The 22,475-nt window shown below is 68.7% G+C and carries 18 protein-coding genes; 9 read left to right on the top strand and 9 right to left on the bottom strand.

What is annotated here, in order from left to right; translation table 11 throughout:
• Positions 1-4,133 precede the first annotated feature (4,133 nt).
• Entirely contained in the window at positions 4,134-5,171 is a 1,038-nt protein-coding gene (locus ACZ6TI_RS05255) for a ParB/RepB/Spo0J family partition protein (RefSeq protein ID WP_465343732.1), read from the bottom strand.
• Positions 5,168-6,349, bottom strand: a complete 1,182-nt coding sequence (locus tag ACZ6TI_RS05250; RefSeq protein ID WP_465344287.1) for a ParA family protein — start codon at positions 6,347-6,349, stop codon at positions 5,168-5,170. Before ACZ6TI_RS05250 ends, ACZ6TI_RS05255 begins: the two co-directional genes overlap by 4 nt.
• A 523-nt stretch (positions 6,350-6,872) precedes the next feature.
• Between ACZ6TI_RS05250 and ACZ6TI_RS05245 the strand changes: the two genes are divergently transcribed.
• The 3 genes from ACZ6TI_RS05245 to ACZ6TI_RS05235 all read left to right on the top strand — a co-directional run bounded on the left by ACZ6TI_RS05245 (position 6,873) and on the right by ACZ6TI_RS05235 (position 8,885).
• On the top strand, positions 6,873-7,358 hold the full coding sequence (locus tag ACZ6TI_RS05245; protein WP_465343731.1) for a hypothetical protein: 486 nt from the start codon (positions 6,873-6,875) through the stop codon (positions 7,356-7,358).
• A gap of 279 nt (positions 7,359-7,637) precedes the next feature.
• On the top strand, positions 7,638-8,159 hold the full coding sequence (locus ACZ6TI_RS05240; RefSeq protein ID WP_465343730.1) for a hypothetical protein: 522 nt from the start codon (positions 7,638-7,640) through the stop codon (positions 8,157-8,159).
• Between the two features lie 147 nt (positions 8,160-8,306).
• A complete protein-coding gene (locus tag ACZ6TI_RS05235; RefSeq protein WP_465343729.1) occupies positions 8,307-8,885 on the top strand; it encodes a hypothetical protein in 579 nt (192 codons plus the stop codon).
• Positions 8,886-8,956: 71 nt separating this feature from the next.
• Here the strand turns inward: ACZ6TI_RS05235 and rsmG are convergent, their stop codons facing one another.
• From rsmG to rpmH, 6 genes are all read right to left on the bottom strand, one after another.
• A complete protein-coding gene (gene rsmG, locus ACZ6TI_RS05230; protein ID WP_465343728.1) occupies positions 8,957-9,757 on the bottom strand; it encodes a 16S rRNA (guanine(527)-N(7))-methyltransferase RsmG in 801 nt (266 codons plus the stop codon).
• The gene (locus ACZ6TI_RS05225; RefSeq protein ID WP_465343727.1) at positions 9,757-10,329 is read right to left on the bottom strand and encodes a Jag family protein; all 573 of its coding nucleotides are present in this window, start codon (positions 10,327-10,329) and stop codon (positions 9,757-9,759) included. Before ACZ6TI_RS05225 ends, rsmG begins: the two co-directional genes overlap by 1 nt.
• Positions 10,330-10,421: 92 nt before the next feature.
• Positions 10,422-11,462: a membrane protein insertase YidC gene (gene yidC / locus ACZ6TI_RS05220; RefSeq protein ID WP_465343726.1), complete on the bottom strand. Its 1,041-nt coding sequence runs from the start codon at positions 11,460-11,462 to the stop codon at positions 10,422-10,424.
• A gap of 1 nt (position 11,463) precedes the next feature.
• Entirely contained in the window at positions 11,464-11,715 is a 252-nt protein-coding gene (yidD, locus tag ACZ6TI_RS05215; protein WP_465343725.1) for a membrane protein insertion efficiency factor YidD, read from the bottom strand.
• Complete coding sequence (rnpA, locus tag ACZ6TI_RS05210; protein WP_465343724.1) at positions 11,712-12,068, bottom strand: ribonuclease P protein component; 357 nt, start codon at positions 12,066-12,068, stop codon at positions 11,712-11,714. The genes yidD and rnpA overlap by 4 nt, the downstream gene beginning before the upstream one ends.
• Before the next feature lie 37 nt (positions 12,069-12,105).
• Positions 12,106-12,243 carry a 50S ribosomal protein L34 gene (gene rpmH, locus ACZ6TI_RS05205; RefSeq protein WP_465343723.1) on the bottom strand — a complete coding sequence of 46 codons (138 nt, stop codon included), beginning with the start codon at positions 12,241-12,243 and terminating at the stop codon, positions 12,106-12,108.
• A gap of 606 nt (positions 12,244-12,849) precedes the next feature.
• Here rpmH and dnaA point away from each other — a divergent pair.
• The 6 genes from dnaA to ACZ6TI_RS05175 all read left to right on the top strand — a co-directional run bounded on the left by dnaA (position 12,850) and on the right by ACZ6TI_RS05175 (position 21,869).
• A complete protein-coding gene (dnaA, locus tag ACZ6TI_RS05200; RefSeq protein ID WP_465343722.1) occupies positions 12,850-14,568 on the top strand; it encodes a chromosomal replication initiator protein DnaA in 1,719 nt (572 codons plus the stop codon).
• A gap of 125 nt (positions 14,569-14,693) precedes the next feature.
• Positions 14,694-15,098, top strand: coding sequence for a hypothetical protein (locus ACZ6TI_RS05195; RefSeq protein WP_465343721.1), 405 nt, complete (start codon positions 14,694-14,696; stop codon positions 15,096-15,098).
• A gap of 3,055 nt (positions 15,099-18,153) precedes the next feature.
• A complete protein-coding gene (gene dnaN, locus ACZ6TI_RS05190; protein WP_465343720.1) occupies positions 18,154-19,287 on the top strand; it encodes a DNA polymerase III subunit beta in 1,134 nt (377 codons plus the stop codon).
• A 39-nt stretch (positions 19,288-19,326) separates the two neighbouring features.
• The gene (gene gnd, locus ACZ6TI_RS05185; RefSeq protein WP_465343719.1) at positions 19,327-20,199 is read left to right on the top strand and encodes a phosphogluconate dehydrogenase (NAD(+)-dependent, decarboxylating); all 873 of its coding nucleotides are present in this window, start codon (positions 19,327-19,329) and stop codon (positions 20,197-20,199) included.
• Positions 20,200-20,203: 4 nt separating this feature from the next.
• Positions 20,204-21,358 carry a DNA replication/repair protein RecF gene (recF, locus tag ACZ6TI_RS05180; protein WP_465343718.1) on the top strand — a complete coding sequence of 385 codons (1,155 nt, stop codon included), beginning with the start codon at positions 20,204-20,206 and terminating at the stop codon, positions 21,356-21,358.
• Entirely contained in the window at positions 21,324-21,869 is a 546-nt protein-coding gene (locus tag ACZ6TI_RS05175; RefSeq protein ID WP_465343717.1) for a DciA family protein, read from the top strand. The genes recF and ACZ6TI_RS05175 overlap by 35 nt, the downstream gene beginning before the upstream one ends.
• 5 nt (positions 21,870-21,874) lie before the next feature.
• Here ACZ6TI_RS05175 and ACZ6TI_RS05170 read toward each other — a convergent pair whose 3' ends face one another.
• Positions 21,875-22,441, bottom strand: coding sequence for a hypothetical protein (locus tag ACZ6TI_RS05170; RefSeq protein WP_465343716.1), 567 nt, complete (start codon positions 22,439-22,441; stop codon positions 21,875-21,877).
• Positions 22,442-22,475 lie beyond the last annotated feature (34 nt).

The raw sequence follows: 22,475 nt of genomic DNA, 5'->3' as shown, positions 1-22,475 counted from the left end.
TTGGACGTGGGCCTTGGACGTGGGCCTTGGACGTGGGCCTTGGACGTGGGCCTTGGACGTGGGCCTTGGACGTGGGCCTTGGACGTGGGCCTTGGAGTGAGCCGCGGGCCGTGAGCGGTCGCGCGGGCCGTGGGCGGTCGCGCGGGCCGTGGGCGGTCGCGCGGGCCGTGGGCGGTCGCGCGGGCCGTGAGCGGTCGCGCGGGCCGTGAGCGGTCGCGCGGGCCGTGAGCGGTCGCGCGGGCCGTGAGCGGTCGCGCGGGCCGTGGGCGGTCGCCGCGGGCCGTGGGCGGTCGCCGCGGGCCGTGGGCGGTCGCCGCGGGCCGTGGGCGGTCGCCGCGGGCCGTGGGCGGTCGCCGCGGGCCACAGCCCGCGGACCGGTGAGCCGCGAGCTATGAGCCGTGAGCCGTTGGCGTCAGCGTCAGCGTCAGCGTCAGCCACCAAGCCAATGAGCCTCTGCGCCTATGAGTCGCGGCTCAGCGGGACGTTAGCCGCCGAGCCCGTGGAGACCGGACCGCGAAATTGCTGTCGCCGCGACGTTGCCCAGGCAATGCGGTCCAATGCCTGACTGCCAGTCTGTCGAGGCCAGGTTTCGGACGACCAGGACAACGAGACCCGGCCAGCGCGACATTCGGCCAGCGCTACGCCCAACCAGCGCAACGCCGGGTCCAAGCAAGCACGGAACAACGGGCGTCGGCCGGCCAGCAAGTGGAGCGGGATGTCGAGCGGCCAAACCGAAAGCTTGATCGGAACACCCGGCGGATGCCGAGCCGCTTCGACGATCGGTGCCTGGAAGGTCGGCGGCGAGGGCTGATCCGGCAGTCTGGACACCGGACCGTTGAGCAGGCGTGCTCGGGCCCGGCCTCCGAAGCTTCGGGGTAGCGGAGCCCTGCAGGCGGAGACCGAGTCCTCGAACCGGCAAGTCAGCGGGAAGCGGAGACCTCCTGGCACAACCAGACACACCGAGTCCTGTGGCCGGCGGAGTCCGAGCCACTGCGCCGACGGCCCGGGCGCGCAAGTTGCCGGGAGGCCGAGTCACTCAGATGTTCGGTTGCTGGGCATCTAGCGGCAGGCCCGCCACTGCGGGTTCGGCCAAACTGTCGTGGTGGCCGGACCGGCGTGCCACCGAGACCGAGTCTCCTGGGCCAGCGGGGCACCGAGGCGCCCGGCCCAGATACCGTCCACCACGCCGCCGGCACAGCCGCGGGTGGAAGCGCCGAGCGTCGGAACGCCGAGTTGGCCCCGGCGGGCCAAGTTGCTTGGCAGCCCGCTGGCGGATGATGCTCCGTGGGTTCGGAGCGATGAAGCCACCTGCCGTGCGAAGTACCCACCACCGACGAGGTGGAGCACACCCAACACACGTTTGGATGACCAGGTGGCTCGTGTTTCACGTGAAACGCCTCAAGGCTCGATGCGGCCGACTTGGAGAGCTCACCGCTTCAGCGTTGGCGAATGCGAGGGAGTCAGCCGCCGCATTGACCGCCTTGTCCTCCAGCCGGGCGCCTCAGGCGCTGGCGGCCTTCCTCGATCAGGTCGGCGGGGCAGCGAAGTACCCAACCACACCGTCGTTTCACGTGAAACCAACGGGGCTCGTGGATCGCCTGGATCTGAATCTCCGTTGAGCCGTTGAGCCCTTTCCTTCGCTGACGGCGGCACCTTCAGGCAACCTGCGAGTCAACCGGACCGAGATCCAGATCTAGGAGCGACGAGGCGAGCTGCGCTCGGCTCCGGCAGCCACGCAACACCCCAGCCCAGTAGCCCATAGACCCAGCGACGTCGGCGCTCGGCGCTCGGCGCTCGGCGCTCGGCGCTCAGCGCTCAGCGCTCAGCGCTCAGCGCTCGGCGCTCGGCGGCCCAGCTTCCCGGCAGCGCCGGGAAGCTGGGCCCGTAGCCCAGCCACCCAGCATTCGGCCACACAGCATCAGGCGACGCCCATGGCCCGGCGACCCCGACAGCCGGCGACCTGCTGACCCGGCGACACAGCGACGAGCGACCCGGCAGCTCAGCGACCTGGTGCCTGACGACCCAGCAACAGGCGACGCAGCGGCGCGTCGACCATGTGTCTAGCCGCCGCACAGCCCGGAAGCCCAGGTCCCCGACGGTCCGTCTGCCGGCGCGATTCGGCTACCGGCTACACAGTGGCCGGCATTCGGAAGCCCGGCCCGGCAGCCCGGCGTCAGGCGATTCGACAGCTGGCCGTGACAGCGGCGCAACGACATAGCGTCTCGGCGTCCGGGCGGGCGTCTTGACGTCCGGGCGAGCGTCCCGGAGGAGCAGCGCCCTAATTCTCAGGCCCTCAGCGCTCTTCAACCACGGCTCGTTGGCAACACGTCTGGGCAGAGGTGATGGGAGAGCCTGCGAAACCAAGCCGGAGGATCGAAGCCACACTTCCGTTGGCCCCGAATTCATTGCCGGCAGATTCGGCGCCCTAAAGGTTCCGGGTGAGGCAGCAGCGAAACATTTCCCTGCGGGGAGGCTTCGAAGTGCGAGTGGGCTGACGGATGACGGTGCTGGAGTGACGACGCACGGACTTCAGTCGGTGCATCGAGAACCTGATCTCATCGAGCTCAGCCGCTGCCGAGGTTTGGCGCCAGGACGTTAGTGAATTTCCGGGCTCGGGTCGTTGGCGTGATCCGACCTTCAGTGGTGGGCCGGCCCGATCGCCGTATTGCGCAGCTCGCCCGAAGTCTCCACTGCGCCCTTCAGGACTCGGTTGTTTCACGTGAAACGGCGAGCGGTCGTGGCGATGCGGGCACCTCACCGCCCGCTGATTGCGCGACATGATCAGCGCGCCTGGAGCTACCGGAAGGGCCTGGTGTGGGTCGCATCAGACCCAATCGATCTTGATCGCAGATGTTGCTCGTTTCACGTGAAACCAAGTCTCCTGGAGCAAGCGACATGAGCGATCTAGAAACTGACCAACCGGCTCTCAGCCCGCTTCCCGACGAGACGCAGCCGGGTTTCCGCCGATGGTCGCGCAAGGAGCTCAGTAGAGACATCCGCACCGGCCTCCGCCGATCACCTCACTGAACGGCCGGGAGTACCGGGATGTCCGGGGAAGCAGGTAGTCCTAAAGGGCTCCGCCGGATCTCTGCGCTCGCGATCCTTGCCGCGAAGATGACTAAGGCCGCGAGCCGACGGGTGACTACCGAGGAAAGCTAGACAGCGGCTCAGAGAGGTCGCGCAAAAGAGGAGGCTCGGAACGATCGAGTGCAATCGTCTGCTTCGGATCGTGGGGCGTGAGCGTCGCCGGCTAGCCGAATAGAACGGCTCGGGACCCGGTCCGGCAACGCCATATGGCGGCAGCGCCAGTGATGGCCTGCCCAAGACGCCGGTTAGGGCACGCGCAACCGCCGAATCAGCCACGCACAGTTGCGACGCCAAGGCGGGCTGGACTGCTTCACGAGGACGCCGAGTCCATCCGAATCGTGACCTCGGGCAACCGACCGTCCGGTTGAGAGGCAACGCATTCGTCAGCGTGGACTCAGCTGCGACCCTCGATGGCTTAGCCGACCAAAGGCCGACCCGGGACTGGTCAGTCCAGACCATCACCCGCGGCCCAACGACAGCGACAACAGCAACCGGTGTCATCCGCTCAGTGATTGCATACGACGAAGCAACCAGGCCGGCGCGGCCCGGGCTGGCGAGTGAAGACCACTCCCACGAATCGTGGCCTGTCCGACCTTCGCGATCGCCTCTCACGTCGATGGGCCTTCGGGATCATGATCGTTCCCGCGGCAGGGACGCACGCGCGATCGCGGTTTGCCAAATCAACGTGATTAGTCTTCGTCTTGCGAGAAAGGTCGGCTGAGCGCGCCGTGATCTCGTGGAGTTGCAGCAAGATCCACACGAACACGTAGCTGGTTAGTGCCCGCAGCGGGCATGGCATGCGCCAAGACCTGATCTTGGCGTTTCTAAACCACAACCGCGTAGTTCTAGGCTGGGATCAAATCTCGGCACGATGGCTCTGACAGAAGTCGTTGAATCTTAAACCTATAGGGCTACTGCACTGCAGGTCAGGTCCCTCTGCCCACATCGGCTTGAGCTAAGGTCGGACACGAAGAAGGCACGCGATCCGCCTTGATCACGTGCCTCGCGTTCTCGTTGCCCGCCGACGCCTCCGGCGGCGAGCTCCGTCACTCCTCCGTGGCTTCGGCGCCCTCTTCTTCGACGCCGATCATGCCGACGATGCGTTCCAGATCGTCGACCGTTGCGAACTCGATCGTGATCTTGCCTTTGTTCCGTCCAATGTCGACCTTGACTCTGGTGTCGAAGCGATCCGACAACCGGTCCGCCAGATCGTTGAGTGCCGGCGCGTGGACCTTCGGCCTGCGGGACGGTGTCGCCTTCTTGGCTGGGCCGTCGGCGATGGCCAGCGACACCAGTTCTTCGGTGGCGCGCACGGACAAGCCCTCGGCGACGATGCGCAACGCCAGCTGCTCTTGCGCTTCGCTGTCGTCCAGGCCGAGCAGAGCTCGCGCGTGGCCCGCCGACAGCACGCCAGCCGCGACCCTTCGCTGCACCGGGGCCGGCAGGTTCAGCAGACGGATCGTGTTCGAGATCTGGGGGCGGCTGCGGCCGATGCGCTTCGCGAGTTCCTCGTGGGTCGCGCCGAACTCGTCGAGCAGCTGTTGGTAGGCGGCCGCCTCTTCGAGGGGGTTCAGGTTGGCGCGGTGGATGTTCTCGAGCAGTGCGTCGCGGAGCATGGCGTCGTCGCGGGTGTCGCGGACGATTGCCGGGATGTTCTCCTTGCCGACGGCCTGGGCGGCACGCCATCGCCGCTCACCCATGACGAGTTCGTAGCGCCCGTCGCCCATGTCGCGGACGACGATCGGCTGGAGGAAGCCGACCTCCTGGATGGAGATCTTCAGTTCCTCGAGCGCCTCTTCGTCGAAGACATGCCGCGGCTGCTTCGCGTTCGGCACGATCGACGAGACCGGCAATTCAGCGAAGCGCGCGCCCGGGACCGGAGCGAGCTCGCTTGTCGGCTCCGGACGTACGGGCTCCTCGTGCTGAGGTTCGGGCGCGGGCTCCGGCGGCACCGAAAACTGCGGTGGCGGGGCCGACACCGGGGGAGGAGGGCTGACCTCTTCGGTGGCGACAGCAGCGGCCGGCGCCGTCGGAATGAGTGCGCCCAAGCCTCGGCCGAGGCCTCCCCGCGGACGGTTCTTCATGCGGTGCCTCCGTTACTGACCCCACGCATCGCGATCTCCAGAGCGGCTTCGAAGTAGCTGGTCGCACCCCGCGAGCCCGGGTCGTAGGTCATCACGGACTGCCCGTAGCTCGGCGCCTCCGAGACACGCACGTTCCGCGGGATGACCGCCTTCAGCACCTTCTCCCCGAAGTGGTTCCGCACGTCCTGCTCGACGGCGTCGGCCAGCCGGGTGCGGCGGTCGTACATCGTCAGCAGGATCGTCGAGACGTCCAAGGTCGGGTTCAGGTGTTGTCGCACCAGGTTGATGTTATTGATCAACTGGTTGAGGCCCTCCAGCGCGTAGTACTCACACTGGATCGGGATCAACACCTCCTGCGCCGCGCACAGAGCGTTCACGGTCAACAGGCCCAGCGACGGCGGGCAGTCGATGAAGACGTAGTCGAACTTCTCGGGATGCGCGGCGATCGCTCGGGCGAGGCGAGACTCACGCGCCACCACCGAGACCAGCTCGATCTCCGCGCCGGCGAGGTCGATGGTCGCGGGCACGCAGTAGAGGTTTGGGATGCCCTCGACGGCCTGCGCGACGTCGGCCAGTGGCACGTTGTCGATCAAGCAGTCGTAGACGTCGGGGACGCCAGCGTGGTGCGGCACGTTCAGCCCGGTGGAGGCGTTGCCCTGCGGGTCGAGGTCCACCACCAGCACGCGGTTGCCGTGCAGCGCGAGTGCGACGGCGAGGTTCACCGTCGTGGTGGTCTTGCCGACGCCGCCCTTTTGATTCGCGACGCAGAGAACCCTCGGATGATCGGGCCGCGGCATCGTGATCTCGCCGCTCGGATTGAGGATCTGCACAGCACGCAACGCTTCCATGGCGAGCGGCGGATCGTCCTCATCCCGGCCCGGCGTTTCACGTGAAACATGCTCGTCCGGCTCGGCGTCTCTGGCGTCGACCGGCGGCGCGGACGTTGGCGAGACAGTCGTGCCGAAGGGCTGGACGGGAGGACCGGGCCGCGGCGCGGGCGTGGGATTGCGCGGGTCGACCGAGTACGCCACGTCATCCGGATGGTCACTCGACGGTGTCGCCGGTTGACCGATCGGAGTCCCGTACACCTGACCGCCTGAAGCTTGTGGGCCGGCAAATCCGGTGCCGACTCGCGGCTGCGGGACCGCCTGCTCGCCGCCTTCCACAGAGCCGCTCACGAAACCAAACCCTGGCGCAGCAGGGCGATCAGTCGAGCTTCCCGAGTACGGGTGGGAAGAGCTGTCGATGTCTGCGTAGGGGTTGGTTTCACGTGAAACAAGGCGCCCGCCGGGGCGTCCGTCGTCGAGGCCTTTGCCGTACTCATGCACCGTCTTGTCCCTGCCTGCTTGGAATGGGTCGGCACCGCGAGCGCCCACCCCGGCACCGTCAGGCGGTGGGCCAGGTGGGGCATGAGGCGGTGCACCGGGTGCGCCCGCCAACCGGTCCACACTATCGACGCGCGGCCAGCCTACGGCCGTCGGGCGGCCGCTGCCACGCTTGTCCGCCTGACGGGGCGATGCACCACGAGCCACATCCGTCGTCGGAGCGGCCCAAGTCGTTGAGGCCGACGAAGCGTCACCCGAAGGCGCTGTCGCATCGACCGTGTGGGGAGAAGTGAGAGCTGGTGTCGGCGCCTCCGACGCCGAGGTTGACCAGGCTAGGACCAAGGGCGCACTGCCAGCAAGACCCAAATCGAAGCCTGTGGACAACGTCATCGAGGCGGTCCTTACGGCCCCGGGGCCAACCTCGGCGTCGCCTCCCGCGAGCGGCGCCGCCCACGCTGTGTCGTGCGTCTCAAAGACCAAGAAGCCCGGTACGAGAGCAAGCGACGCCCCGCAAACCCGCGCTACCGAGGAGGGCCACCCGGTGTCCGAAAAGGTTCGCCGTGGCGCAACCTCCTCAGCATCGACGTCCCACGAGGATGCGGGCGACGACGTGTCGGCGGACCGGACGGACGGCAACGCACCCGCGGACGGGACCGACGACGCACCCAAGGTCGGGACCAACGACGACGTGTCCGCGGACGGGACGGACGGCAATGCACCCGCAGACGGGACGGACGACGACGCACCCAAGGTCGGGACCAACGACCACGTGTCCGCGGACGGGACGGACGGCAATGCACCCGCAGACGGGACGGACGACGACGCACCCAAGGTCGGGACCAACGACGACGCCGGGTGTTGAGATTGGGACGGCGTCGGAGAGGCGACTGGGGACGGTGCGGAAGAGGGCCCCGGGCGTGATCTGGCCGGCCATGACCGCTGGTTGGTTGGGCGGGCGATATGCGGACTCGGACGCCGCTGGTCCCCAGCCGAGCGGGCCCTGGAAGGAAGCTCCCGCCACTCCGTCGGAGAGCAAGCCAAGTCACCCTCGGGACGCACCGACAAGGATGGCACCGCGAGATCCAGCGTCCGCGACTGCCGCGATGTCCCGACCGCATCGGCCGGCACAGCATCAGCAGACATGACATGCGACGGAATCGCGGCCGTGGCCGGAGAAGGCTGGGCAGCCTCAGCCGGCAAGTTCGCCATGGACAGGTCCAGACACGGCAACCCGGAGGACAAGCGACCAGACGGCAAACGCAAGTCAACCTCAGCGGCCACCGACAAGGAGGGCACCGCGAGATCTGATGTCCCCGACTCCCGCGAAATCCCGACCGCCGCCAGACCTGGCGTTCCCGACAGCCGCGAAATCCCGACCGCCGCCAGACCTGGCGTCCCTGACTGCCGCGAAGTCCCGACCGCCTCGGCCGGCACAACATCGGCAGATGTCACCTCGGAAGCAAGCGCGGCCATGACCGGAGAAGGTCGGGCAGCCTCAGCCGGCAAGTTCGACATGGACACGTCCAGGCACGGCAACCCGGAGGACAAGCGACCAGACGGCAAGGGCATGCCTTGGGAAAGCGACGTGACCGTCGGGGAAGCAGACACCGGGGCCGGCAGCGACTCGGGCGCGGCGAGACCACGCCTGACTTCCACGAGGTGACCAGGCTGCCTCGGCCGACCTGACGTCACTGAGCCGGCAGACCACAAAGACAACGCCGCAACGGGCAACGTCGGGACCTCATGCGCCGGTCGCGCCGACACTCCCAGCGCAGACGGCACAGGCATGAATTCGGCGGGTGGCCAGGCCATGGTCGACGCAGGAGGCGGGGGCACGGCGGCCAGGGAAGGCGCGCACGAGGCCATCCTCGGAGCCGCCGAGGCAGACGCCGGCGAGGTCATGGACATGGGCGCGGACGTCGCAGACAACGGCGAAGGCGCACACGAGCACACAGACATGGACCACGGCGCCGGGATGGGCGCTATCGCGGCAGCCAATTCCGCCGAGGACGGGTGTGAAGGCAGCGATGCAGCAGGCGGCACCGAAGCCGAGCCCGGAACGGACGTGGAAGCCGACGCCGACGAGGACAACGGTAGGACCTGGGCTGCGGGCACTGGAACCAAGACCGGAACGGACGCAGGAGGCGATATCGAGGCCGGCGCGAGCGACTCCGGCAAGAACGTGGGCGAAGGCGAAGCCGAGACCGGAGTCGGTGCCGCAAGAGCCGGAGACGCCAAGGACGGCGCGGCCGTCGACAACACAACGCCAGGAAGCCCAAGCGAGCGAACACCCTCGCCCGAATCTCCGGCCGCAAGCCCGCGCCGCGGCGCGACGCCAGACCCGGCGAACGGCGAATACCACCCCGGCGCCGGCGCCGCGACCGCTTGAGGATCCACCGGCCCGGGCGCACCCCCCTGCCACTTCGCCGATCGCCTGCGTGCGCCCCGCCGACCCATGGATCAACCCCTCCGCGTGCTCCTTCGCCCGGATTCGCGTCCGCCATCACGACGCCCCGAGCCCGCCGCCCTCTTGGGCGGCTTGACCTTCGGCGGCACGACGACCCGTTCGCGGACGATCTCGACCACCGTGGTGGGTGGCTCGATCAGGCCTGCGCCGCAGACGGAGACGACCGGCTCGGAACCGCCCAGGCGGGCGACGGTCTCGCGGTGCTCGGCCACCTCGTCCGCGGCAGAGGCGCCCTTGAGTGCCAGCAACCGGCCGCCCACGGCGGCCAGCGGCAGGCACCAACCGGCGAGCCGGTCCAGCGGCGCCACCGCCCGCGCGGTGACGACATCGGCGGCGACGGGGGGTCCGCCGGCGAGGTCTTCCGCTCTGCCGCGTACGACCGTCACGGTCGCGTCGAGGCCGAGGGCTGTCACCGCCTCGGACAGGAAGGCGGTACGTCGTGCCAGCGGCTCGACCAGGGTGATGCTGAGATCCGGCCGCGCCACTGCGAGCACGATACCGGGCAAACCGGCACCAGAGCCCACGTCAATCACCGAAGCGCCGATACGGATCTTTTCGGATATAACGGCGCAGTTGATCAGGTGCCGTTCCCAGATGCGCGGTGCCTCCCGCGGGCCGATGAGACCTCGCACCACGCCATCGGTGACGAGCATTTCCGCGTACCGCTCAGCAAGGCCGAGCCGATCACCGAAGGCCGCGGAGGCCGCCTGCAGAAAGGGTCCCGGGGACGACGACGGCCCGGGTGCGAAGTCACCCGGGCCGGAGTCAGCCCCGCCGTCAAGCGGGAACGTCATCAGTCAGCCGCACGCACGACGATCCGCCGGTTGGGCTCCACGCCCTCCGACTCGCTCTCCACGCCGGAGATCGCGTTGACGACGTCGTGCACGCACTTGCGCTCGAACGCCGACATCGGCTCGAGCCGGACCGCGTCGCCGTGCTCCTTGACCTTTTCGACGGCGTTGCGCGCCACCGCGGCCAGCTCCTTGCGCCGGGTCGCGCGGTAGCCGCCGATGTCCAGCAGCAGGCGGCTCGGCGAACCGGTCGCCCGGAAGATCGCCAGCCGGGTCAGCTCCTGCAGCGCCTCGAGCGTCGCGCCGCGCTGGCCGACCAGGGGCTGCAGGCGGCCGCCGACGACCTCGACCATCGGCCGGCCGGCCGACACCAGCTCGTCGATGTCGCCGTCGTAATCGAGAATGTCCAGCAAGCCTTCGACGTAGTCGGCAGCGATCTCGCTCTGCCGGAACAAGTCGCTGTCGGAAGCCACGCTCTCCGACTTCTTGGTCTCCTCCGGCGCGGCCGCCTCCTCGACATCTTCCGAGACGGGAGATTCGGCGGCAGAAGAAGAGTCGGTGCTGGTGTCGGTCACGGTTGTCATCTCCGTACTAATCGGGCCGGACCTGTTCGGTCCGCTGTCCCGCGCGGTCGAGGCCGGGCGCGGGGAGGTCACTGTGTGGAAGGTCAGCTCCGTGGCTTGTTCGCCGGTCGGGCGCCCTTCTTCGGCACGGTCGGCTTGGCGCCGGGCTTAGGAGCACGCGATTTCGCGTCGACCACCGGGTTGCTCTGCGGCTCGGGCTCGGCGGCCTTGTTGCGGCCGAAGAGACCACCGGTACGCGCGGGCTGCACCGGGCTGGCCTTGCCGTTGCTCTTGGCCGGCGCCGCCTTCTTGGCCGGCGTGCCCTTCGCGGCGCCGGCCGTGCGACCCGGCATCGGCGGCGGCGGGAACTTGCGCAGCACCCACTGCTGCTGGGCCAGCGTGAACAGGTTGTTGGTCACCCAGTAGATGACCACACCGATCGGGAACAGCGCACCGGAAACCAGCAGCGACAGCGGGATGCCGTAGAGCATCAGGCGCTGGATCATCTTTTGCTGCGGGTCCTCGGCCCAGCCGGTCTTGAGGATCATCTGGCGGCTGGTCAGATAGGTCGTGGCCATCATGATGAGGACCAGCACACCAGCAATGATCTTGACCGTGACGCCGTTTGCCTGCAGCGCCGCGAGCTCCTGCACCGACGAGCCGAACTTCGCCGGCAACGGCACGGTGAACAGTGACGCGTGCGTCGCCTGGTCGAACTGCTCGGCGGTCCAGCCATAGAGCGTCTTGCCCTGGTTGTCCGGGCTCAGCCGGCGCAGCACGTGGAAGAGGCCCAGGAAGACGGGCACCTGCAAGAACATCGGAAGGCAGCCCATCAGGGGGTTGGCCTTCTCCGTCTTGTAGAGCTCCATCATTTCTTTCTGGAGCGTCTCCCGGTCACCCTTGTGCTTTTCCTGCAGCACCTTGACCTTGGGCTGGAGCGCCTGCATGGCCCGCTGCGACTTGATCTGCTTGACGAAGACCGGGAACAGCACGACCCGGACCGAGACCACGAGGAAGACGATCGCGAGGATCCAGGACCAGTTGGTGCCGAGGAAGCGGCCCTCGGGCACGCCGATCGCATCCCACAGGCCGTGCCATCGCAGCAGGATCCACGAGATCCCGTAGTAGATCCAGTCGAGACTCAATTCAAGCTCCAGTCACATCTGCCGGACGGTGACGGATCGGAACCGGGTCGAACCCGCCAGGGTGGAAGGGGTGGCAGCGCAGGACCCGCCAGATCGCCAGCGCGAGCCCCCGAAAAGCGCCGTGCCGCTCCAGGGCCTCCTGGGCGTACGCGCTGCACGAGGGATAGAACCGGCAGCGGGCCGGCAGTGCCGGGCTCAAGTAACGACGGTACGCGACGATCGGCGCGGTCAGCACGCGGGCGGCGGGGCTCATCGGCGCTTCCGGGGTGATCGAGCCGACGCCACGGCCGCGTCGAGGTCGGCGCGGAGGGTGTCATATGACGCGGTGGCGGCCGCCGGCAGTGCGCGTACCACCAGAGAAGCGCCGCCGGGCAGCTCGCCGAGCACCGGTCGCACCAGGTGGCGAAGCCGCCGTTTGACCTGGTTACGCACGACGGCGTTGCCGACGGCCTTGGACACGACGAAGCCGGCGCGCGCCGTGGTGGCGTGCGCCGGCTCATCGATGTGCAGATGGACGACCAGGGTGCCCCGCCCAGAGCGGCGGCCAGCACGGAACACTGCGGTGAAGTCGCTGCTCTTCCGCAGTCTCTGCGCCGCGGCCAGCACGACTACCTGGGCATTCCGGGCCCGCTCCAGCGTCGGCTCAGGCCGACAGCTTGGTGCGGCCCTTGGTGCGACGGCTGGCGAGGATCGAACGGCCGGCCCGGGTGCGCATGCGCAGCCGGAAGCCGTGGGTCTTCGCGCGACGGCGGTTGTTCGGCTGATAGGTGCGCTTGCTCACGTCAGAACTCCGAATCGGTGCAACGGGTGTGCAATGCGGAATGCACGACAGGTCCAGGGGGCATCACTGCCAGACGACCACTTTAGCAGGGGCCCGGCGGAGCAACCGCCCGACCCTACGCAGGCTGCATCCGGTGGTCAATCACCGCTCGCCGCGGCACGCCGGAAACGATCTTAGGTAGGCACAGATGGCGGTCTCTCAGCGCCTGAAGTGAATCTCCGCCGGGCGGCGGCCCACCGCCGGATGGGACGCCGGTTGAAGCGGCGGTGGCACCGCTGTTAGCGTGCCCGTTTGCTGGTCTCCGGTGTCGCGGGCAGAGCGGCTCCGTCCGGGCGGAACCGGACGAGGCCGTGAATCGTTCGGCACGGTGAGCCTGCGACCGCGCCAACGCAGGCTCCGGGTCGAGCTGCGATTCCGCGAGTTCGCCGACCATCCGGCCGGGGAGCGACCGCCAGTGGCCCCACAGCTTGTGGATAACCTGTGGACAGCCGGTGGATGAGCTTGGTTTGGGGGGAGCCGGTCGTCAGCCTGCTTCGAGGGTCGTCGGGCAGGGCGGAAGACCGGACAAGGCCACTGGGGGTCGGTGGCGATGGGGGTGGCGCGGCGGTGGCCGATTCGGTCGACCTGAGCGGGGTGTGGACCGCAGCGACGGACGAACTCGCGGACGAGATCGTCTCGGCGCAGCAGCGTGCCTACCTCCGGCTCACCCGCCTGCGCGCGATAGTGGAGGACACGGCACTGCTCTCGGTGCCCGACGCGTTCACCCGCGACGTGATCGAGTCGCGGCTGCGGCCGGCGATCACCGATGCGCTGTCCCGCCGGCTCGGCCGCCCGATCCAGGTCGCGGTCACCGTGCGACCGCCGGAGGACGGTTCCGGCCGGCCCGGCACGGTCTATGGCACGCCCCCGCCGATGGAGCAGCCCGCGCCGAACCACTATGCGGAGCCGACCGGCTCGGCTCAGCATTCGCCGCTGTCCCCGCCGTACTCGCGGGGGGTGCCGAGCGCGCGCGACGGCCAGGACGCGCTCTTCGCGGCGCCGATGCCGCAGACGCCCCCGCTGCAGGCCCCGGCGATGGCCGCGCCGCAGCAACTCGCACCGCAACAACTCCCCGCCGCGGAGAAGAAACAGCCCAACGAGTCCGGCCGCCGGATGCACACCGAGCAGTCCCAGTTCCGCGACAATCTGGGTTATCAGGACGACCGCCGCGACGACACCTTGCGAATGTCGCAGGGCGGCGATTCCGGCCCGATGCGCAACACCGCCAATCCGGATCGCCGGCCGGGCGGCAACGACGGCAACCGGCTCAATCCGAAGTACATGTTCGAGACCTTCGTCATCGGCTCCTCGAACCGCTTCGCCCATGCCGCGTCCGTCGCCGTCGCCGAATCGCCCGCCAAGGCCTACAACCCGCTGTTCATCTATGGCAGCTCCGGGCTGGGCAAAACGCATCTGCTGCACGCGATCGGGCACTACGCCACGACTCTGGGGCACGCCCGCTCGGTGCGTTATGTGTCCACTGAGGAATTCACCAACGACTTCATCAACAGCCTGCGCGACGACAAGACGCAGGCCTTCCAAAGGCGCTACCGCGACGTCGACATCCTGCTGATCGACGACATCCAGTTCCTGGAAAACCGCGAGCGCACCCAGGAAGAGTTCTTCCACACCTTCAACACGCTGCACAACGCAAACAAGCAGATCGTGATCAGCTCGGACCGCTCGCCGCGCCAGCTGGCCACGCTCGAAGACCGCATGCGCACCCGATTCGAATGGGGCCTGCTGGCCGACATCCAGCCGCCCGACCTCGAGACCCGCATCGCGATCCTGCAGAAGAAGGCCGCGCAGGAACGCATGTATGCCCCCGACGACGTGCTGGAATTCATCGCGTCCCGGGTCTCGAACTCGATCCGCGAACTCGAGGGCGCACTCATCCGGGTCACCGCATTCGCCAGCCTGACCCGCAGCTCGGTGCAGTTGTCCCTGGCCGAAGAGGTATTGCGCGACTTCATGCCGGACGGCGCCGGCCCGGAAATCACCGCCGACCAGATCATGGTCTCCACGGCCGACTATTTCGGCGTCAGCCTGGAGGACCTGCGCGGCCATTCCCGCAGCCGAGTCCTGGTCAACGCCCGCCAGGTCGCGATGTACCTCTGCCGCGAACTGACCGATCTGTCCCTGCCACGAATCGGCCAGGCCTTCGGCGGCCGCGACCACACCACGGTCATGCACGCCGACCGCAAAATCCGCCAGCACATGGCCGAGCGCCGATCCCTCTACAACCAGATCGCGGAACTGACCAACCGCATCAAACAAAACACCTAGATCAAATTCTTCCGGGTACGCCGGACACAAAGTCCCGCCCCCACCCGGCGGCCGCACTGCAACAAAAGGCCGTCTGCACCCATCCGGCCCAGGCGATTGATCATCGGCCGTCCGCCGGACGGCCGATGATCAAGCAGGTGGGAAAGCACAACGCCCGCGGCCGCAGCACCGTCCCCACCCAGCTCGCCGTGGTGGCGGTGCTGGTGGGCGCGGCGTCCGGCGCCATCGCCTACGGGATCTGCGCCCTGCTGGCCGAGCCCGAACATCCCGCCCGCAGTGGCCGCTTCAAGATCGGGGCCCGAATCCTGATCGCACTCGCCGTCATTGCCGGCCTGGCCACAGTCCTAATCCAGCCCCTGGCCCTGAGGAGGCCGGGACCTCCTGGTCCCGACGTGGCCGACTGGACGGGCGGCGCGGTTCGTGGTTCTGGCACGCCGAAGCGCGGGCTGCACGATCGGGCGTGGCGAGGGGCGCCACATCGCGATGAGCCAACGCCGAACTGGCACTGGCTCGCGCCGGATCGGTCTTGAGCAACTCCACCCCGGCAGAAAGGGCCCTGACCCTCGCGCACCCGTCTCACTCGCAGCTGCGCTCAGGGGCAAACCCGAGAGTCAAAAGGGCAATCTTCCGATAGCCACGGCGGCTGGCACGGCGCCGAGGGGGCGAGCAGCCGGTCGGTGGTGGGCAGTTCGCGTGGGTGGGGCCCGCCACATTCGGCCGCAACATGATCTAAGGCGAGTTTGGCCGATCGCGCGGCTTCAAATGGACGACGCAACCTGGGGCGACGCGGGACGACGGGCTGACGACGCACCGGCCGGGATGGAGACGCCGCGCCGCCGGCCCTCACTCTCGAAGATCATCCAGGCCGCGGCGGGATTTAGCGGCGGCCGGGGCGCGCGGTCGTTCTGCCTGCTCTTCGAAGTTCAGTCGCCGGAGCGCGCCCTCCGCGGCCGCCAACCCAGCAGGTCAGCCGGCCCGGAGCACAGGGCGGACCGGCTCGATGCGGCACTTGCCGAGATGAGCTTCTGCCGACGGTCGAGCGGGCCGACCGAGGAGCTCATGATCGGCGCCCGCCACAGAGGTGTTGCTTATTTGTGCGCAGAGCAAGAACACGACGTTCACACCGTCGGGCCGGCCGCTGCAGGTAGGAGGCCGCCCGAGCCAGCTCGTTGACGCCCGGGGACTGGGCGAGGACGACGGCGGAACGCGACCTTGATGACGCCCGGGAACCGGGCGGACGGCGAAACGCGACGTTAATGACGAGCGCCAGGGGAGCAGCCCGGAAGGGGACGACCGGCCGCACTCGAGGCGAAGGCGATCGGCTGCGCCGCAGCTAGACCCAGCCGGCTGAGCAACAGCCCAACCCAGCCAGTGCAACCCAGCCAGTGCAACCCAGCCAGCCCAACCCAGCCAGCCCAACCCAGCCAGCCCAACCCAGCCAGCCGAGCCGTGGCCAAGCCCAACCGGACCGGGTTGACCGTCTCCACCCCGTTGACCGTGGTCACCGCGGCGGTGCGTCCGGGTTGTCGGGAAGGGGCCGGGCGGTCCGGCGCGGGTGAGGCCGGCCCGGCATGCTCGGTCGCATCCCGATCAGCGGCGGTTTTGGCCGGTCACGGCGGCTTCAACCAGACGACCGCGACCATCGGCGGAACATGAGAAAGGGCTGGCGTTGGGATCCGCGGCGGCCGAGGAGCGGTCACACTTGCCTGCACTTCGAGGATCAGCCCCGGAACAGGCTCCGCCGGCGACATTCAGCAGGTCAGCAGGCCAGAAGTACAGGGCGGGACCGGCTCGATGCGGGCACTTGCCGGGATACGCCTCTAGGAACGTCGAGCGGGCCGACCGGGGAAGTTCATGATCGGCATTACCTGGTGGAGGTGGTGCCGACCCTGGTCGCGCCATGGGGTGTTGCGTGTTTGTGCGCAGAGGAAGAACACGGCGTTCACACCGTCGGACCGGCCGCTTCGCAGGTCGGAAGGCGCGCGAGCGAACCGGCCCGGACGGACGAGGACGAATACAACCTGCCGCACCCAAGGCGAAGCTGAGCCGCGGCCGAAGCCGAGCCGCGGCCAAAGCCCCAGCAGGTTCGACGCTTCTACCGGGTTGATCGTCGTCGCCGCGGTGGTGGTGGCGGCGATGGTCCGCGCTGCGGGGAACGCGCCGGGCGGGCATGCGCGGGTAAGGCCCAGCGCGGCGTGTTCGGCCGCATCCTGACCTGCGGCGGGTTCGGCCGGTCACGGCGGCTTCGCTTGGCGGCTGGGTGGCTCACGACTATCTCGCCGAGCAGTGGAGCGAGCAAGAGCAGTGGATCGAACCAGAGCAGTGATCGGTGGCGGGTGAGGTGGTCGGCTACCCGCCAGTTAAGGAACCACACAAGACATGGACGGTCGGCCGGCGGTGAGATGGGTGCCCGCCATCTGGCCGTGCAGGGACCGCGCACCGAATGACGGCCCGGCCGGTGGGGTGGGTCTCGGCCATCTCCGTGCAGGGACCGCACACCAGAAATCGGCCATCTCCGTGCAGGGACCGCGCACAAGAAATCGGTCGGCCGGGAGGGGTGGCATATGCCCCGGTACCCCCGCCAGGCGGGAACCAGGCACGAGAAGGTGATCGGCCGGCGGTCGGGCTGGGGGTCTCCGCCACGTCGCCGAGCAGGGACCACCCACCAGAAGGCAGCCAGCCGGTCAGGCGGGCCCGGCCATCTTCCGAATCGGGATCGCGCACGAGATGGCGGCCGGCCGGTGGGGTCGCTCTTTGGGGTGAGGGTGTGTGGGCACCTGGAATGAAGGGTGTGCGCATCGGTCTGGACGCGCCAGCGGCCTTGATGTGCTCGCCCGGCCTCGGCGGGAGCTGCGGACCTCAGCCACCCACCAAGGCACGACACCCAGCCCTTGATCTTGACCGTCAACCACCCGCCGGACACACCCACGCCAGGAGGCTCAGGTCGTGGCCCCGCCATGCCACGACCGAGTCCGACTTTGCCCTGTGGCGCGTGCCATTGTTATCCACCGTTCGTCCCCAGGGGTTGTCCCCAGCGGTGGATAACCTTGATCGGCCTTCGCCCACAGATGTGGACAACTCCTGGGGAAATCGATGTGGACAGACACTCAGCGTCACAAAGTTGCGCACAGCCTGTGGACGCGTGTGGATTTCCTGTTGAAGGTTCTGGGGACGACGAGCCGGTGGCGTCTCGGCGTTATCCCCAGGCCTGGGGGCAAACCCGGTGGATAACCGGTGGATAGCCGGTGGACAACGGTGGACAACCGGCCCTCGCGTCGGAGACTGTGGACGCGGACCGGGGTTTGTACCCCGGTTGCCCACATGTTCATCACCGGTGGATAACCCGTTGACCAGCGCAAACGGGGGTTCTCCACAGAGTGCACAGGCCCTACGGTTATGACGAGTTATCTCTTCTAAGAGAACAAAAACCAATCATCAGCGTTGGGGATGGTGTGGAGGAGCCGCTCCGCGGTGGACCAGGCCTCCAAAACCAAAATCGCACCGGGGTCGGGGAAGCGTCCCGAGCCCTCGCGCCATAGAGTTCGGGGTCCGCCCCCTAATAAGAGGAAGCTCGCGGAGGACAGCATGAAGTTCCGGGTGGAGCGAGACGCACTCGCCGACGCCGTGGCGTGGACGGCCAAGAGCCTGCCCAGCCGCCCGTCGGTGCCGGTTCTCGCCGGCGTCATGCTGCGGGTCACCGACGGTCGCCTGCACGTCTCTGGTTTCGACTACGAGGTCTCCAGCCAGGTGAGCGTGGAGGTGCAGGCCGACGCCGACGGCGCCGCCCTGGTCTCCGGTCGCCTGCTCGCCGAGATCACCAAGGCCCTGCCCAACAAGCCGGCCGACATCGCCGCCGTCGGCGCGCATCTCGAGCTGGTCTGCGGCAGCGCCCGCTTCACCCTGCCGACGATGCCGGTGGAGGACTACCCGACGCTGCCGGAGATGCCATCCAGCGCGGGCACCGTCGACGCTCAGGCCTTCGCCTCCGCCGTGGCGCAGGTGGCGATCGCCGCGGGCCGCGACGAGACGCTGCCGATGATGACCGGCGTGCGGGTCGAGCTCAACGGCACCTCGCTCGCCATGCTCGCCACCGACCGCTACCGGCTGGCGATGCGTGAGATGGAGTGGAACCCGGACGACCCCGAGATCAGCCTCAACGCGCTGGTGCCGGCCAAGACGCTGAACGACACGGCGAAGACGCTCGGACCGCTCGGCGGCGAGGTCACCATCGCGCTGGCCCAGGGCGCGGCCGGCGAGGGCATGATCGGTTTCGCCGGTGGCACCCGGCGCACCACCAGCCGCCTGCTCGACGGGGCAAACTACCCGCCGGTGCGCTCGCTCTTCCCGGCCAACCACAACGCCAGCGCGCAGGTGCCGGTCGCCGCCCTGATCGAGGTGGTCCGCCGCGTCGCCCTGGTCGCCGAGCGCACCACCCCGGTGCTGCTGAGCTTCAGTGAGGACGGCCTGGTCGTCGAGGCCGGTGGGACGGAGGAGGCGCGGGCCAGCGAGGCGATGGAGGCCACCTTCACCGGTGAGGCGCTGACCATCGGCTTCAACCCGCAATACCTGATCGACGGCCTGCAGAACCTCGGCGCGCCGGTGGCGTTCCTGTCATTCGTCGACGCGTTCAAGCCGGCCGTGATCTCGCCCGCCTCTGAGGACGGGGAAATCGTGCCCGGTTACCGCTATCTGATCATGCCGATCCGGGTAACCCGCTGATACTGGGCTGAGGAAACACTCACCGAGGGGGAAAGAACCATGCAGCTCGGCATGATCGGTCTGGGCCGGATGGGCGGAAACATGCGTGACCGCCTCCGCGCGGCCGGGCACGACGTCATCGGCTACGACCACCACCCGGAGAACAGCGACGTCGCCAACCTGACTGAGCTGGTGGAGAAGCTGTCCGCGCCGCGTGCGGTGTGGCTGATGGTGCCGGCCGGCAAGATCACCGAGGACGCCATCAACGAGCTCTCCGGGCTGCTGTCCGAGGGCGACATCATCATCGACGGCGGCAACTCCAAGTTCACCGACGACAAGCCCCGCGCGGAGCGGCTGGCGCCCAAGGGCATCGGTTACCTGGACTGCGGCACCTCCGGTGGCATCTGGGGCATCACGAACGGTTACGCGCTGATGGTCGGCGGCGAGGCCGAGCACGTGGCCCGCGTGCAGCCGATCTTCGACGCGCTCAAGCCCGCCGGGCAGTTCGGCTTCGTGCACGCCGGCCCGGTCGGCGCCGGCCACTACACCAAGATGGTCCACAACGGCATCGAGTACGGCCTGATGCAGGCCTACGCCGAGGGCTACCAGCTGATGACCGCCTCGGAATACGTGCAGAACGTGCCCGGCGTGATCAAGAGCTGGCGGGAGGGCTCGGTGGTCAAGTCCTGGCTGCTCGACCTGCTCGACCGTGCGCTCGACGAGGACCCGACGCTGGCCGGCATCCGGGGCTATGCGGAGGACACCGGCGAGGGCCGCTGGACGGTCGACGAGGCGGTCCGGCTCGCCGTGCCGCTGAACACCATCACGTCCTCGCTGTTCGCCCGGTTCGAGTCCCGGGTCGACGACTCCCCGGCCATGAAGGCCGTCGCCGCGCTGCGCAACCAGTTCGGCGGACACGCGGTCAAGCGCTGATTTCATGCATGTGCGCCGGGTCGAGCTCGCGGACTTCCGTTCCTATCAGCGGGTGGCCGTCGATCTCGACCCCGGCGTGACCGTGCTGGTCGGCCAGAACGGCATGGGCAAGACCAATCTGATCGAGGCGCTGGGTTATGTGGCCACTCTGGACAGTCACCGGGTGGCCACCGACGCCCCGCTGGTCCGGTCCGGCGCCGCCTCCGCGGTGATCCGGTGCGCGATCGTCCACGATGGACGTGAACTGCTCGTGGAGCTGGAGATCGTGCCCGGCAAGGCGAACAGGGCACGGCTCAACCGTTCTCCGGTGCGGCGCCCCCGCGAGGTCCTGGGCGCCCTGCGGATGGTGCTCTTCGCCCCGGAGGACCTGGAACTCGTCCGCGGCGACCCGTCCGAGCGCCGCCGCTACCTCGACGACCTGCTCGTCGCCCGGCAGCCGCGGTTCGCCGGCGTGCGGGCCGACTACGACCGGGTGATCAAGCAGCGCAACGCGTTGCTGCGCACGGCATACCTGACCCGCAAGGTGGGCGGCAACCGCGGCCAGGACCTCTCCACCCTCGAGGTCTGGGATCAGCACCTCGCACACCACGGCGCCGAGCTGCTGGCCGGCCGGATCGAGCTGGTCACCGCGCTGGCGCCGCACCTGACCAAGGCCTATGACGCGGTCGCGGCCGGCCGCACGTCGGCCGCCATCTCCTATGCGTCGCGCCTGGGCGAGGGCCTGCTGCCGGAGCGTCCGGCGCTGCAGGAGGCGCTGCTCGCGTCGCTCGCCGAGCGCCGGCCGGCCGAGATCGAGCGCGGGACCACGCTGGTGGGCCCGCACCGCGACGACCTCACGCTGGTCTTGGGAGACCTGCCCGCCAAGGGGTACGCGAGCCACGGCGAGTCCTGGTCGTTCGCCCTGGCGATGCGGCTGGCCGCCTACGACCTGTTGCGTGCCGACGGCATCGAGCCGGTGCTGGTGCTCGACGACGTGTTCGCCGAGCTGGACGCCGGCCGGCGGGACAGACTGGCGGCGCTGGTCTCCGATGCCGCACAGTTGATCGTGACGTGCGCGGTGCCGGAGGACGTCCCGTCGTCGCTGGCCGGCGCCCGCTTCGAGATCACGCTCGGGGAGGTGAACCGTGTCGGAGGAGAAACCGCCGGAGCCGAAACCTGAACAGACCGGTCCGGAACTCGTCGGCCCGGAGCTCGCCCGAGCGGTGATCGAGGCCGCGTTCGCGAAGCGCAAGGCCGCACCCCGCAAGCCGTGGCGGCCGACCGGTGCGGCCGGCGAGCGGCGCCTGCGCGGCTACTCCGGACCCGGACCGGACCCGCGCGACCCGCAGCTCTTCGGCACCATGCTCGACCGCCTGATGAAGCAGCGCGGCTGGGAGAAGCCCAAGGCCGAGGCCACCGTCTTCGGCGCCTGGGAGAAGGTGGTCGGCGAGGACATCGCCAAGCACAGCCGCCCGGTCAAGCTGGACGACGGCGTGCTGACCGTCGAGGCCGAATCCACCGCGTGGGCGACCCAGCTGCGGATGCTGGCCGGCTCGCTGATCAAGAACATCGCCAAGGAGGTCGGGCACACCGTCGTGAACCGGTTGAACATCCACGGCCCGTCCGCGCCGTCGTGGAGCAAGGGCCCGCGCCGGGTGCAGGGCCGCGGCCCCCGCGACACCTACGGCTAGGCCGCTCAGTAATCCGCGAAGACCGCGTAGCCCCGCTCGGCGCAGCGGCGGTAATACGCCGCCAGGATGGCGAGTTCGGTGCGCGCGAAGGTCCAGTGTGGCGCGTTGCCGGCGTCGTCGCGCAGGGCCGACAGCCGGTGGTCCAGCCAGCGCAGCTGCTGCTCGGCCAGCCGGCCCTCCTTGATCGCGGCCCGCATCACCGCCGCCACACTGTCGAAGGTGACCAGGTCACCGTGCTCCTGATGCCCCTCGACAAACCGCTCCAGCCCGCCCGCGATCCACGCGCAGCCGTCCGGGTCGATCACCGGATCCTCATCCTCGGCCGCCGCGTCAGTGGCGTAGAGAACCCCTTCAAGACCAAGAAGAAGATCAACCAATTCGGTGTACGCGGTCGCGCGCACCGTGCCGGTCTTGGCGATGTGCAGGGCCAGCGCCCCGGTCGGCGCAGCGATCTCCGGCTGGTCGGCCACCTCGCCGAAGTCCACGAACTCGCCGGGCGCGACGGGGTCGTAGTACTGGTTTGTCCGCGGCCAGTGCACCGCGACGTTCTCCAGACCCTTGTCCAGCGCCATCGGGCCACCTCTCCTAGACGAGGCTGTCTCGTTC

This window comes from Actinoplanes sp. NPDC051388, assembly GCF_055586225.1.
Note: the sequence above shows the minus strand (reverse complement) of the source record. Positions and strands in the feature narration are given on the sequence as shown.